The sequence below is a fragment of the Enterobacter genomosp. S genome (genome assembly GCF_001631805.1).
Lineage (GTDB): Bacteria > Pseudomonadota > Gammaproteobacteria > Enterobacterales > Enterobacteriaceae > Enterobacter > Enterobacter quasihormaechei.
In genome coordinates this window covers 258,218-272,094 of sequence record NZ_LVVA01000001.1, presented here as the reverse complement: position 1 = coordinate 272,094, position 13,877 = coordinate 258,218, and the positions used below count along the sequence as shown (strand labels likewise).

The 13,877-nt window shown below is 57.6% G+C and carries 16 protein-coding genes; 12 read left to right on the top strand and 4 right to left on the bottom strand.

Annotated features, from left to right (window positions below; all coding sequences use genetic code 11):
- Positions 1 to 18: 18 nt before the first annotated feature.
- From flgN to flgA, 3 genes are all read right to left on the bottom strand, one after another.
- On the bottom strand, positions 19 to 444 hold the full coding sequence (gene flgN, locus A3466_RS01360) for a flagella biosynthesis chaperone FlgN (RefSeq protein ID WP_063449078.1): 426 nt from the start codon (positions 442 to 444) through the stop codon (positions 19 to 21).
- Positions 445 to 448: 4 nt separating this feature from the next.
- Positions 449 to 742: a flagellar biosynthesis anti-sigma factor FlgM gene (gene flgM, locus A3466_RS01355; protein WP_063449077.1), complete on the bottom strand. Its 294-nt coding sequence runs from the start codon at positions 740 to 742 to the stop codon at positions 449 to 451.
- Between the two features lie 93 nt (positions 743 to 835).
- On the bottom strand, positions 836 to 1,495 hold the full coding sequence (gene flgA, locus A3466_RS01350) for a flagellar basal body P-ring formation chaperone FlgA (RefSeq protein ID WP_063449076.1): 660 nt from the start codon (positions 1,493 to 1,495) through the stop codon (positions 836 to 838).
- Between the two features lie 157 nt (positions 1,496 to 1,652).
- Here flgA and flgB point away from each other — a divergent pair, with 157 nt between their 5' ends.
- The 11 genes from flgB (at position 1,653) to flgL (ending at position 11,510) form a co-directional block, all read left to right on the top strand.
- A complete protein-coding gene (gene flgB / locus A3466_RS01345) occupies positions 1,653 to 2,069 on the top strand; it encodes a flagellar basal body rod protein FlgB (RefSeq protein WP_006809266.1) in 417 nt (138 codons plus the stop codon).
- 3 nt (positions 2,070 to 2,072) lie between these two features.
- A complete protein-coding gene (flgC, locus tag A3466_RS01340) occupies positions 2,073 to 2,477 on the top strand; it encodes a flagellar basal body rod protein FlgC (RefSeq protein WP_003857997.1) in 405 nt (134 codons plus the stop codon).
- An 11-nt stretch (positions 2,478 to 2,488) separates the two neighbouring features.
- On the top strand, positions 2,489 to 3,199 hold the full coding sequence (flgD, locus tag A3466_RS01335; protein ID WP_063449075.1) for a flagellar hook assembly protein FlgD: 711 nt from the start codon (positions 2,489 to 2,491) through the stop codon (positions 3,197 to 3,199).
- A gap of 26 nt (positions 3,200 to 3,225) precedes the next feature.
- Positions 3,226 to 4,434, top strand: coding sequence for a flagellar hook protein FlgE (gene flgE, locus A3466_RS01330; RefSeq protein WP_063449074.1), 1,209 nt, complete (start codon positions 3,226 to 3,228; stop codon positions 4,432 to 4,434).
- A gap of 20 nt (positions 4,435 to 4,454) precedes the next feature.
- Entirely contained in the window at positions 4,455 to 5,210 is a 756-nt protein-coding gene (locus A3466_RS01325; RefSeq protein WP_063449073.1) for a flagellar basal body rod protein FlgF, read from the top strand.
- An 11-nt stretch (positions 5,211 to 5,221) separates the two neighbouring features.
- On the top strand, positions 5,222 to 6,004 hold the full coding sequence (flgG, locus tag A3466_RS01320; protein ID WP_000625853.1) for a flagellar basal-body rod protein FlgG: 783 nt from the start codon (positions 5,222 to 5,224) through the stop codon (positions 6,002 to 6,004).
- Positions 6,005 to 6,061: 57 nt separating this feature from the next.
- The gene (gene flgH / locus A3466_RS01315; protein ID WP_003857987.1) at positions 6,062 to 6,760 is read left to right on the top strand and encodes a flagellar basal body L-ring protein FlgH; all 699 of its coding nucleotides are present in this window, start codon (positions 6,062 to 6,064) and stop codon (positions 6,758 to 6,760) included.
- Positions 6,761 to 6,772: 12 nt separating this feature from the next.
- Entirely contained in the window at positions 6,773 to 7,870 is a 1,098-nt protein-coding gene (locus tag A3466_RS01310; RefSeq protein ID WP_063449072.1) for a flagellar basal body P-ring protein FlgI, read from the top strand.
- Positions 7,871 to 8,824 (top strand): flagellar assembly peptidoglycan hydrolase FlgJ, encoded by a 954-nt coding sequence (flgJ, locus tag A3466_RS01305; protein WP_063449071.1) that lies wholly within the window; start codon positions 7,871 to 7,873, stop codon positions 8,822 to 8,824.
- Positions 8,825 to 8,899: 75 nt separating this feature from the next.
- The gene (gene flgK / locus A3466_RS01300) at positions 8,900 to 10,540 is read left to right on the top strand and encodes a flagellar hook-associated protein FlgK (protein ID WP_063449070.1); all 1,641 of its coding nucleotides are present in this window, start codon (positions 8,900 to 8,902) and stop codon (positions 10,538 to 10,540) included.
- Positions 10,541 to 10,556: 16 nt separating this feature from the next.
- Positions 10,557 to 11,510, top strand: coding sequence for a flagellar hook-associated protein FlgL (gene flgL / locus A3466_RS01295; RefSeq protein WP_063449069.1), 954 nt, complete (start codon positions 10,557 to 10,559; stop codon positions 11,508 to 11,510).
- A 76-nt stretch (positions 11,511 to 11,586) separates the two neighbouring features.
- On the opposite strand, the gene A3466_RS01290 is transcribed toward flgL, so the two are convergent.
- Positions 11,587 to 12,804: an MFS transporter gene (locus A3466_RS01290; RefSeq protein WP_063449068.1), complete on the bottom strand. Its 1,218-nt coding sequence runs from the start codon at positions 12,802 to 12,804 to the stop codon at positions 11,587 to 11,589.
- A gap of 109 nt (positions 12,805 to 12,913) precedes the next feature.
- Between A3466_RS01290 and A3466_RS01285 the strand changes: the two genes are divergently transcribed.
- The gene (locus A3466_RS01285) at positions 12,914 to 13,852 is read left to right on the top strand and encodes a LysR family transcriptional regulator (protein ID WP_180979050.1); all 939 of its coding nucleotides are present in this window, start codon (positions 12,914 to 12,916) and stop codon (positions 13,850 to 13,852) included.
- The last annotated feature ends 25 nt before the right edge of the window (positions 13,853 to 13,877 follow it).

Sequence of the window (13,877 nt, the reverse complement as noted above, 5' to 3'; positions counted from 1 at the left end):
TGACGTGCCGCTACTGCGTCAAATCGAAATCTTTTTCCCGCCCGTGATACGTGCCGTGGCCGTCTGACCATCCGCACCGTACAGTCCCGGCTCTTTATAGGGCTTCAACACCTCAAGTGCCTGCTGATTACGGATAATCTGACCTTCCAGCAGCCAGCCGTTATGCTGGTTGAGATCGCGAAGATGCTGGGTTTTTTCTGTAATGGTCTGCCAGCGTTCGTTGAACTCGTCATTGGCGCTGCGTTTCGCGTCTTGCTCAGCGCGTCGCTGTTTTTCCAGATAATCCAGGGTCGCCAGCAGCGAACTTTTGTCTTCAGTAATGCGTTGCAACGCGCTGCCGTTGATTTGACCAGAAGAGAGGTGGTGCTGTTCTGCGTCCATCACCGTTTTCAGGTCGTTCAGGACCACCGTCATCTGATCCAGTATTTCTGACAGTCGACTCATACGGTTAGTTACTCTGGAGGAAACTCTGTGCGTCCTGAATCAGCGCATCAGCGATTTTGCTGGTATCCATTTTCAGTTCGCCGTTACGAATAGCCGTTTTCAGCGCTTCAACACGTTCCATGTTGATATCGCTGCTGCCTGGCTGCATCAGCTTCGACTGCGCATCGCTCAGCGTGACGCTGGTGCTGTTAGCGGTCGACGTTTTTTCCAGACGCGCTTTCTGCGGGGCAGCCTCATTCGTTTCGCGAGGTTGTACAGTGCTAACCGGCTTCAGGGCTGATGTACGATCAATGCTCATAGTGTTGTCCTCATCGAGGGTTCGCGGCGTTTGCGCCTGACATCATCATTTGTTGAATATTTATCGGCAGTCGCCGCGAAATCTTTAAAAAGATTACAGGTTAATCAGAATATTCCCATCAGGACCGACCGTGCCGCTGACCACCTGGCCTGAGGACATTCTGACCCGGGCATTCTGCGCCACTGCGGCGTTATTCAGCGCCTTTCCTTCACTGTTGATGCTAAAGCCGTCGCCATTGGCGACCACCATTACCTGTTGTCCGGCTTTTACCCGCCATGCCTGGCGCAGCATAGAGAGCTGTATCGCCTGTCCAGGGGCGACATCTCGCAGGCTGACCGCCTCCTGAGCCTGGTTAATGTCCAGCATAGTCCGCGGAGGAAGCTGATCCAGCCGGCCACGCTTCAGCGTTACGCTATCAGGTTGCAGCAGGCTGCCTCGCGGAATCGGAACGGCGGCGACAACATAATTGCCCGTCGCCTGTACCGCAACCTGTAAATACCGTTTTTCGTTGGCGCAACGCGCCAGTACGTTCACGTTGCCCCATAACTTTGTGCTGCCGGTCACGCTAAATGACGGGGCTTCGCAGGACGGGTAAAGGTTAGGCGGGGTGCGCACGGTCACGCGTACGTCATCGCTGAAGCCGGCCAGCTTCTGCGCAAAGAAAGCATTGAGCTGGTCCTCTAACCCCTCAGCCTGCACCAGAGGGCTTAAAAGCAACAGGGTCGCCGCCAGGCCACGTTTAAAAGTCCGCATCGCACGTTCCACCATGTCCAGAATTACGCAAATTCTACCCGCAGTGGTTTTGCATCAACGCAATAAATAGCGACGCATTTTGCGCTTATTCCGTCGATAGGGGAGACGGGGTGAGATTTAAGCTGTGAACTGAAATTTTCTCATCAGCGGAGGAGACATGCTCGATAAACTCGACGCCGCGTTACGTTTTCAGCAGGAAGCGCTCAACTTACGCGCCCAGCGGCAGGAGATTTTAGCCGCCAATATCGCCAACGCGGATACTCCCGGGTATCAGGCGCGCGATATTGATTTTTCCAGTGAACTTAAAAAAGTGATGGAGCGTGGACGTGCCGAAGGAACGGGTGTCTCACTTGCCCTGACATCCTCACGGCATATTCCCGCTCAGGCGATGACCGCGCCAGCAACCGACTTACTTTACCGTATTCCCGATCAACCTTCGCTTGATGGTAACACCGTCGACATGGACCGGGAGCGCACTCAGTTTGCCGATAACAGTCTGCAATACCAGACCGGCCTGACGCTTCTCGGCGGGCAAATCAAAGGCATGATGACCGTCCTACAGGGGGGCAATTAGTAAATGGCCTTGCTGAATATTTTTGATATCGCCGGTTCGGCATTAACAGCCCAGTCCAAACGACTGAACGTGGCGGCCAGTAACCTGGCCAACGCCGACAGTGTGACCGGCCCGGACGGACAACCGTATCGCGCTAAGCAGGTTGTCTTCCAGGTGGATGCTGCACCGGGTGCGGCAACGGGCGGCGTGAAGGTGGCGGATGTGGTTGAGAGCCAGGCACCTGACAAGCTGGTTTACGAGCCAGGCAATCCGCTCGCGGATGCCAGCGGTTACGTGAAAATGCCAAACGTGGACGTGGTCGGGGAGATGGTGAACTCCATGTCCGCGTCACGCAGCTACCAGGCAAACGTCGAAGTGCTTAATACCGTGAAGAGCATGATGCTCAAAACACTCACTCTCGGCCAGTAAAGGAGACACGCATGTCCATCGCCGTAAACGTGAATGACCCGACCAATACCGGCGTCAGCAGCACCAGCAGTGCGACCGGTTCCAGTTCCCTTACCGGGAGCAATGCCTCCGATTTACAGAGCAGCTTTCTGACCCTGCTGGTGGCGCAGCTGAAAAACCAGGATCCAACCAACCCGATGCAGAACAACGAACTGACCACGCAGCTTGCGCAGATCAGCACCGTCAGCGGCATTGAGAAACTCAACACCACGCTGGGCTCTGTCTCCGGTCAAATCGATAACAGCCAGTCCTTACAGGCCGCCAACCTGATCGGTCATGGGGTGATGATCCCGGGTACCACGATCCTGGCGGGTACCAGCACCACCGAAGGCACGTCCACCACTACCACGACGCCGTTTGGCGTTGAGTTGCAGCAGCCGGCCGACAAAGTCACCGCCACAATCAAAGACGCCAGCGGTAACGTGGTGCGCACGATTGAGATTGGCGAGCTTAAGGCGGGCGTTCATACCTTTACCTGGGATGGCAGCCTGACCGACGGCACCAAAGCACCTAACGGTTCGTATCAGGTTGCGATTAGCGCCAGTAGCGACACCACTCAGCTGGTGGCGCAGCCGTTACAGTTTGCCCTGGTTCAGGGCGTCATCAAGGGTAGCGATGGCAACAAACTGGATTTAGGTACCTCCGGTACCACCACACTCGACGAAGTTCGGCAGATTATCTAAGCCTTCATACTTATCAGGAGTAAGTCATGGCCTTTTCTCAAGCGGTCAGCGGCCTGAATGCTGCGGCCACCAACCTGGACGTCATTGGCAACAACATCGCCAACTCCGCGACCTATGGTTTTAAATCCGGTTCTGCGTCTTTTGCAGATATGTTTGCAGGCTCTAAAGTGGGCCTGGGCGTGAAGGTTGCGGGTATCACCCAGGACTTCACCGACGGCACGACCACCAACACCGGTCGCGGCCTGGACGTCGCCATCAGCCAGAACGGTTTCTTCCGTATGGTGGACGCTAACGGTTCCGTGTTCTACAGCCGTAACGGCCAGTTCAAGCTGGATGAAAACCGTAACCTGGTGAACATGCAGGGGCTTCAGTTAACCGGTTACCCGGTTGCCGGCACGCCTCCTACGGTGCAAACCGGTGCGAATCCGCAGGCGATCTCCATTCCCACGACGCTGATGGCGGCGAAGTCCACCACCACGGCCTCTCAGCAGATTAACCTGAACTCCACCGATACCGCGCCAACCGTCGCCTTCGATTCGACCAACCCTGACTCTTACAACAAGAAAGGCACCGTGACGGTGTTTGACAGCCAGGGTAATGCGCACAACATGAACCTGTTCTATGTCAAAAACGCGACTCCGGCTAACTCATGGAAAGTGTATGCGCAGGACGGCAGCGTAGCGGGAGATACCGCTAAGCTGGCAACAACGCTGACCTTTAACGCGAGCGGCGTACTGACGGGTGGTGATGATATCAAGATCACAACAGGTACCGTTCCAGGTGCTACGCCAGCCACATTTGACATGAGTTTCGCGAACTCCATGCAGCAGAACACCGGTGCGAACAACATCGTGGCGACGAGCCAGAACGGCTATAAGCCGGGCGACCTGGTGAGCTACCAGATCAACGATGACGGCACCGTTGTCGGTAACTACTCGAACGAACAGACCCAGGTGCTGGGCCAGATCGTGCTGGCTAACTTCGCCAACAACGAAGGCCTGAAGTCCGAAGGGGATAACGTCTGGTCCGCCACGCAGTCTTCCGGTGTTGCCCTGCTGGGCACCGCAGGCTCCGGTAACTTCGGCACGCTGACCAACGGCGCGCTGGAAGCGTCCAACGTCGATCTGAGTAAAGAGCTGGTGAACATGATCGTCGCGCAACGTAACTACCAGTCGAACGCGCAGACCATCAAAACCCAGGATCAGATCCTCAACACGCTGGTTAACCTGCGTTAAGCAGCTGACGGGAAAGCGCAATGGATCACGCAATATATACAGCGATGGGCGCAGCAAGCCAGACGCTCAATCAGCAGGCTGTTACCGCCAGCAACCTGGCAAACGCCTCCACGCCAGGTTTTCGCGCGCAGCTCAACGCGCTGCGTGCGGTGCCGGTAGAAGGGCTGTCATTGCCTACGCGTACGCTGGTCACCGCCTCCACACCGGGTGCCGACATGACGCCAGGCCAGATGGATTATACCGCGCGTCCGCTGGACGTTGCCCTTCAGCAGGATGGCTGGCTGGCGGTGCAAACGGCTGACGGCGCAGAAGGGTATACCCGCAACGGTAACATTCAGGTGAGCGCCACCGGACAGCTTACGATTCAGGGGCATCCGGTGATGGGCGAAGCCGGTCCGCTGACGGTACCTGAAGGGTCAGAGCTGACCATTGCGGCAGACGGGACCATCTCGGCGTTGAATCCGGGCGACCCGGCCAACACCGTTGCGCCTGTCGGTCGTCTGAAGCTGGTGAAAGCGGAAGGCAATGAGGTGCAGCGTGGCGATGACGGGATGTTCCGTCTGACCCAGGCTGCTCAGGCCACTCGCGGCGCCACCTTACAGGCCGACCCGACCATCCGCGTGATGTCCGGCGTGCTGGAAGGCAGTAACGTCAAACCGGTCGAAGCCATGACCGACATGATCGCCAGCGCCCGCCGCTTCGAAATGCAGATGAAAATCATCAGCAGCGTAGATGAAAACGCGAGCAAGGCTAACCAACTTCTGGCTATGAGTTAACAGGACTCCCTATGATCAGTTCCTTATGGATCGCGAAAACCGGTCTGGACGCACAGCAAACCAACATGGATGTGATTGCCAACAACCTGGCAAACGTCAGCACCAACGGTTTCAAGCGCCAGCGTGCGGTTTTTGAAGATTTGCTTTATCAAACGATTCGTCAGCCGGGGGCGCAGTCTTCTGAGCAAACCACGCTGCCGTCCGGTCTACAAATTGGTACCGGCGTGCGCCCTGTCGCCACCGAGCGTCTGCACAGCCAGGGTAACCTGTCTCAGACCAACAACAGTAAAGACGTGGCGATCAAAGGTCAGGGCTTCTTCCAGGTACAGCTGCCGGACGGAACCTCTGCCTATACCCGCGACGGCTCGTTCCAGGTGGATCAGAACGGCCAGCTGGTGACGGCGGGCGGCTTCCAGGTGCAGCCTGCCATCACCATTCCGGCGAACGCGCTGAGCATTACCATTGGCCGTGACGGCATCGTTAGTGTTACCCAGCAGGGGCAGGCGGCGCCGGTTCAGGTTGGCCAGCTCAACCTGACGACCTTCATGAACGATACCGGACTGGAAAGCATCGGCGAAAATCTCTACACAGAAACGCAGTCTTCCGGTACGCCCAATGAGAGTACGCCGGGCCTGAACGGTGCGGGGCTGCTGTACCAGGGTTATGTGGAAACCTCGAACGTCAACGTGGCGGAAGAGCTGGTGAACATGATCCAGGTTCAGCGCGCGTATGAAATTAACAGTAAAGCAGTGTCGACGACCGACCAGATGCTGCAAAAACTGACGCAACTCTAAGGTGTAGCCCGGTGCGGTAAACGTCGCACCGGCTCCCTGTTTTCGAAGATGAAGGCAATGCAAAAAAACGCGGCGTTTCGTTATCCGATCCTGACTGTTCTGGCCGTTACCCTCAGCGGGTGTGCCTGGATCCCGTCTAAACCATTAGTACAGGGTGCGACTACCGCCCAACCCGTTCCCGGCCCCGCGCCGGTGGTGAACGGCTCCATTTTCCAGACCGCGCAGCCGATTAACTACGGTTATCAGCCGCTGTTTGAAGACCGTCGTCCGCGTAACGTCGGCGATACGCTGACCATCGTGTTGCAGGAAAACGTCAGCGCGAGCAAAAGCTCGTCGGCGAACGCCAGCCGCGACGGCAAAACCAATTTTGGCTTCGACACCGTACCGCGCTATCTGCAAGGGCTGTTCGGCAACGCCCGTGCGGATGTGGAAGCCTCTGGCGGCAACACCTTTAACGGCAAAGGCGGCGCGAACGCCAGCAACACCTTCAGCGGCACGCTGACGGTAACGGTTGACCAGGTTCTGGTGAACGGCAACCTGCACGTGGTGGGGGAAAAACAGATCGCCATCAACCAGGGCACGGAATTTATTCGCTTCTCCGGTGTGGTTAACCCTCGCACCATCAGCGGCACAAACACCGTACCGTCCACCCAGGTGGCGGATGCGCGCATTGAGTACGTCGGCAACGGCTATATCAACGAAGCGCAGAATATGGGCTGGCTGCAACGCTTCTTCCTTAACCTATCGCCGATGTAAGCGAGGTGACCTATGTATAAATTTCTCTTCGCCGTGGCGCTGTCGCTGGTGGCTACCGTTGCGCAGGCCGATCGCATTCGCGATCTCACCAGCGTGCAGGGCGTGCGCGAAAACTCCCTGATCGGCTACGGCCTGGTGGTGGGACTGGACGGTACGGGTGACCAGACTACCCAGACGCCGTTCACCACCCAGAGCCTGAATAACATGCTCTCTCAGCTCGGTATTACCGTACCGGCCGGGACCAACATGCAGCTGAAAAACGTAGCGGCGGTAATGGTGACCGCGTCGTACCCGGCGTTTGCGCGCCAGGGGCAGACCATTGACGTGGTTGTCTCGTCGATGGGTAACGCCAAAAGCCTGCGCGGCGGTACGCTGCTGATGACGCCGCTGAAAGGCGTCGACAGCCAGGTGTATGCGCTGGCGCAGGGCAACATTCTGGTTGGCGGGGCAGGCGCGTCGGCAGGCGGCAGCAGCGTGCAGGTAAACCAGCTGAACGGGGGACGTATCACCAACGGCGCCATCATTGAACGTGAACTGCCGACCCAGTTCGGCACCGGCAACACCATTAACCTGCAACTGAATAACGAAGACTTCACGATGGCGCAGCAGATTGCTGACACCATCAACCGCAGCCGGGGCTACGGCAGCGCCACCGCGCTGGATGCCCGCACCGTGCAGATCCGCACGTCAACTGGCAGCAGTAACCAGGTGCGAATGCTGGCCGAAATCCAGAACATGGACGTGAACGTGCCGCTTCAGGATGCCAAAGTCATTATCAACTCCCGTACCGGCTCGGTGGTCATGAACCGCGAAGTGACGCTGGACAGCTGCGCCGTGGCGCAGGGCAACCTCTCCGTGACGGTTAACCGTTCGGCCAACGTCAGCCAGCCGGATACGCCGTTTGGTGGCGGTCAGACGGTGGTGACGCCGCAAACGCAGATTGATTTACGGCAGAGCGGCGGATCGTTGCAGAGCGTGCGCTCCAGCGCCAACCTGAACAGCGTAGTGCGCGCCCTGAACGCGCTGGGCGCAACGCCGATGGATCTCATGTCCATTCTGCAATCCATGCAAAGTGCAGGCTGCCTGCGCGCCAAACTGGAAATCATCTAAATGCTGACCGATAGCAAGCTGTTGACCAGTGCCGCCTGGGATGCCCAGTCGCTCAACGAGCTGAAAACCAACGCGGGTAAGGATCCGGCGGCGAATATCCGCCCGGTTGCCCGCCAGGTGGAAGGCATGTTCGTGCAGATGATGTTGAAAAGCATGCGTGAAACGCTGCCAAAAGATGGCATGTTCAGCAGCGATTCCACGCGGCTTTACACTAGCATGTACGATCAGCAGATTGCCCAGCAAATGACCGCCGGAAAGGGGCTCGGCCTGGCGGACATGATTGTGAAACAGACCGCAGCCGCTCAGGGGCTGCCACCTGAAGAGGCCCCGCAGCAGGTGCCAATGAAGTTTGATCTGGAAAAGGTGACCAGTTATCAAAATCAGGCGCTGACGCAGATGGTGCGTAAGGCGATGCCGAAGCCGGCAGAAACGCGTGATGAGCCGCTCTCCGGCGACAGCAAAGACTTCCTGGCGCAGCTCTCCCTGCCGGCGCGTCTTGCCAGTGAAGAGAGTGGCGTCCCGCACCATCTGATTCTGGCGCAGGCGGCGCTGGAGTCGGGCTGGGGGCAACGTCAAATCCGCAGGGAAAACGGCGAGCCGAGCTTCAACATCTTTGGCGTGAAGGCCACCTCCAGCTGGAAGGGGCCGACCACGGAAATTACCACGACCGAATATGAAAACGGTGCGCCAGTGAAGGTGAAAGCCAAATTCCGCGTCTACAGCTCCTATCTTGAAGCGTTATCGGATTATGTCGGGCTGCTGAGCCGGAACCCGCGCTACACCGCCGTGACTCAGGCCGCCACGCCAGAGCAGGGCGCTCAGGCGTTACAGAATGCCGGCTACGCCACCGATCCAAACTATGCCCGCAAGCTGACCAGCATGATCCAGCAGCTGAAATCCATGTCTGAGAAGGTCAGCAAAGCCTATAGCACAGATCTCGAAAATCTGTTCTGAAAGTTCTCAAGTCCCGGTGGAGGTTGCCGATAACCTTCATCAGGACTTGTGTCTGAACGTATAAAAGGAACCCCCATGTCCAGTTTGATTAACAGCGCCATGAGTGGCCTCAGTGCTGCACAGTCGGCACTCAATACCGTCAGTAATAATATTTCAAGCTACAACGTGGCAGGTTATACCCGCCAGACCACCATTCTGGGCGCATCAAACAGCACCCTGACCGGCGGCGGCTGGGTGGGTAACGGGGTCTATGTCTCCGGCGTTCAGCGTGAATACGATTCATTTATCACCAACCAGCTGCGCGCGGCGCAGAACCAGAGCAGCGGGTTGACCACGCGCTACCAGCAGATGTCAAAAATCGACGACGTGCTTTCGGATACCACTAACTCGCTCTCTGCCAACCTCCAGGATTTCTTTAAAAGTCTGCAAACGCTGGTGAGTAACGCAGAAGATCCGGCTGCACGTCAGACGGTTCTCGGGAAGGCGGATGGTCTGGTAAACCAGTTTAAAACCAACGATCAGTATCTCCGCGATCAAGATGCGCAGGTGAATACGGCGATTTCTACCAGCGTCGATCAGATCAATAACTACGCGAAGCAGATTGCCAACCTTAACGACCAGATCTCCCGGCTGACTGGTGTAGGGGCGGGCGCATCCCCGAACGAACTGCTCGATCAGCGCGATCAGCTGGTGAGTGAGCTGAACAAGATTGTCGGCGTGGACGTGACCGTGCAGGACAGCGGCACCTATAACATCTCTATCGCCAACGGTTACACTCTGGTTCAGGGCAGCAACGCAAGCCAGCTTGCCGCGGTGAAATCCAGTGCGGATCCCGCGCGTACCACGATTGCCTATGTGGATGCCGCCGCGGGCAACGTGGAGATCTCGGAAAAACAGATCACCACGGGGTCGCTTGGCGGGCTGTTAACGTTCCGTTCTCAGGATCTGGATCAGGCGCGAAATACGCTTAACCAGATGGCGCTGGCGTTTGCCGATGCCATGAATACCCAGCACCAGGCGGGCTTTGATGCGAACGGGGATGCAGGCGGTAAGCTGTTTGATTTTGGCTCCCCGGCGGTGCTGAGTAACGGCAAAAACACCGGGAACGCGGCCGTTACGGCAACGATGACGGACAGTACGAAGGTGCAGGCGACAAACTACAAAGTTGAGTACAACGGTACCGACTGGACCATCACCCGTCTGTCAGATAACACCAGCTTCACGGCCAAGCCGGATACTGGCGGTAACCTGTCGTTCGATGGTCTCAACGTCAACATTAGCGGTTCGGCCAATAATAAAGACAGCTTTATCGTGAAGCCGGTGAATGACGTCATCGTGAATATGGACGTGGCGATCAGCGACGAGTCCAAACTGGCGATGGCTTCCGCGAAAGGAAGCGGCGAAAGCGACAATACCAACGGTCAAAAGCTTCTGGATTTGCAGAGCGCCAAGCTGGTCGGTGGGAACAAAACCTTTAACGACGCGTATGCCGCCCTGGTCAGTACGGTGGGCAGCACCACGGCGTCTCTGAAAACCAGCAGCGAAACCAAGGTGAACGTGGTGACGCAGCTGACCAAACAGCAGCAGTCAATCTCCGGGGTTAACCTGGATGAAGAGTATGGCAACCTGCAACGCTATCAGCAGTACTATCTGGCGAATGCGCAGGTGCTGCAAACGGCAAGCACGCTGTTTGATGCATTGATCAATATCCGCTAAGGCTGAGGCATAAAAAATGCGTATTAGTACTCAAATGATGTATGAGCAAAGCATGCGCGGCGTGACGAACTCCCAAAGCCTCTGGCTCAACTACGGCGAGCAGATGTCTACGGGTAAGCGCATCAACCGTCCGTCTGACGATCCGATTGCCGCCTCGCAGGCCGTTGTGCTCTCTCAGGCTCAAACGCAAAACAGCCAGTATGCGCTGGCGCGCTCCTTCGCTACGACGAAAGTCTCGCTGGAAGAGAACGTGTTATCGCAGGTGACAACTGCAATCCAGGCGGCTCAGGAAAAGATTGTCAATGCGGGCAACGGCACGTTAAGCGACGATGACCGCGCTTCGCTGGCAACGAACCTGCAAGGTATTCGCGATCAGCTGATGAACCTGGCTAACAGCACGGACGGTAACGGTCGCTATATCTTTTCAGGATACAAAACCGAAGCGGTGGCGTTCGACCAGACGACCGGTACGTATCAGGGCGGCGGTACGCCAATCAGCCAGCAGGTTGATTCCGCGCGGACGATGCAAATCAGCCATACCGGCGCTGAAGTTTTCGACAGCTTCACCAGCAATGCGAAGCCGGAGCCAGATGGTAGCGCTCAGGAAACGAATTTGTTCAAGATCCTCGACGCTGCCATCGGTGCGCTGAATACGCCTATTGGCGATGACGAAACGAAGGCTGAAGCGTTTACTGCGGCAATTGATAAAGCCAACCGTGGTCTGAGCAACTCCCTCAACAACGTATTGACCGTGCGCGCCGATCTCGGCATCAAGCTGGACGAGCTGGGCAAGCTGGATTCTCTGGGTGAGGACCGCGCGCTGGGCCAGACCCAGCAGATGAGTGACCTGGTGGATGTGGACTGGAACTCGGTGATTTCGTCCTACACCATGCAGCAGGCGGCGTTGCAGGCCTCGTATAAAGCCTTCAGCGATATGCAGGGTATGTCGTTGTTCCAGATGAACAGATAATACTCAGACCTTTTGGAACATGTCTTGAAACTGGGCATGTTTTGTCTGCCCAACCCGTCCGGGTTGGGCATTTTTTTTACGCGCTTTCTGCCTGTGCTGACAGCACCCGGGCGCTTTCAATCACTCTGATAGCCAGCGCAATGGCGCCACACACGGTCGCCAGGGCTACCACGCCCGTCCAGCCTGCCAGCGTATAGATATTGCTGCCTAATGCTGAACCCAGCGCCATTCCGATGAAAATGACGGTAAACAGCAGGGCGTTAAGACGTCCGCGTGCCTGCGGCTCAAGGCCGTAGACCAGGTTCTGGTGCGCCACGAGGCTGGACTGCAAGCCGAGATCGAAACCCACCGCAGAGAGCGCTATCAGGATCAGCTGACCGTGTACACCCAGCGCCGGCATCAGGAACATCAGGGCAAACGACACGGTGACCAGTGCGGCACCCAGCTGGGTCACTTTACCGGCACCCAGCTTATCGGCCAGGCCACCCGCCAGCGGTGCGGCCAGCGCGCCTGCGGCACCAGCAATACCAAACCCACCCGCCACGGCGCTGCCAAGGTGAAAACGTTCCAGCAGCATGACCGCCAGCGTTGACCAGAACGCGCTGAAGGCAATCGACAGAAAACCCTGAGCCAGCGCGGCCCGACGCAGCGCCGGGTAGCGACGCCACAGGTGTTCCATGGAGCGCATCAGCGCCGGGTAGCTGAGCGTGGAGTGAACAGCGAAGCGGGGAAGCACGGCCCACATCGCTACGCCGACAAGCGCAATACTTGCGGCGGCCAGCTGATACATCACCCGCCAGCCGAAGGCTTCTCCCACCACGCCGCTTACGGTTCTGGAGAGCAAAATGCCCAGCAGCAGGCCGGTCATCACCGTGCCGACAGTTTTACCCTGTTTCCCTTCCGGCGCCAGGATCGCTGCCGCCGGGACGATATCCTGAGCCATGGTAGCGGCCATGCCAATCAGCAGGCTGGTGAGCAGCAGGGAGTGCAGTTGTCCGGTCAGGCTACAGCCCAGCAAGAACAGCGCCAGGGTCGCGCTTTTTATCAGGATCAACGTTCTACGGTCATGACGATCGCCGAGCGGGAGCAGGAACAGGATGCCTAAGGCGTAACCCGCCTGGGTGAGCGTCGGGACCATACCCATGCCTTCGATGCTCAGGTGCAGGTCTGTGCCCATCAGCGGCAGCAGAGGCTGGGCATAATAGATGGATGCTACGCTGAAGCCGGCGCCAAGCGCCAGCATAACGATTACCCAGCGGCTCACGGCCTGGGTGGTGGTTGTGGTGGTGTTCATAAGATGTTCCTCATTCGTCGTGTGCGGCTATTTTTTATCAGTACGCCTTGCGACGGTAGCGGGCGCGGTGGTAAAACGCTTATACGTTGAACGTATGATAATAAAACCTATGAAAAGAGCTGAGCGTATAGACAGGGTAGAGCTGATGCGCACGTTCGTTCGCATCGTTGAGGCAGGGTCACTCTCTGCGGCGGCTCGCCAGCTGGCTACAACCCAGGCGACGGTAAGCCGGCGGTTGCAGTCGCTTGAGACCATGCTGGGCGTGCGCCTGATGCTGCGTACAACCCATACAGCCCGTCTTACCGATGACGGCGAACGCTGCTATCAGCATGCCCGACGGGTGATTGACAGCTGGCTGGCGCTGGAAGACGAGGTGGGGCAGAAAGAGGATGAGCCGGTCGGTGTCCTGCGGGTGAGGGCCCCCCACGCGTTTGGCCAGGATCAGCTTCTGAAGCCGTTAACCGAATTTTTGCAGCGCTATCCGCTGCTCTCAATCGAATGGATGCTAAACGATAGGTCAGTTGATTTCCTCGGCGACAACCTGGACTGTGCTATCCGGGTAGGCGCTGAAGTCGATCCGGCAACCGTGTCCGTGCTGCTGGCTGAAGTGCCGCGCTCGGTGGTGGCGTCGCCGGCGCTGCTGGCCCGTTTTCCCGCAGTTAACACGCCGGACGATCTGCAACACCTTCCCTGGATTGCCATCAGCTCTTTTTATCAGCGTCATGTGGAGCTTTTTCATGAGGCATCACCTGCCACGGCGCGTGTGACCATTACGCCACGTCTGAGTACCGACAGCCTGTATGTGGCCCGCAATACGGCCCTCACCGGGCTTGGCGTGGCGGTGGTATCCAGCTGGACGGTGCAGGATGATATTCAGGAAGGGCGGCTGGTGCACTTGCTGCCGGAGTGGCAGCCGGCAGCGTTACCGGTGCATCTGGTTTACCCCTGGTCCCGCTACTATCCGGCGCGCTTGCGGCGTTTTCTGGAAATGATGCGGCAGATCATGCCGGAGGTCACCGGAATGAGAAAGCCCGTGCAGCAGCCATAAAAAAAGCCGACCCGGAGGTCGGCTT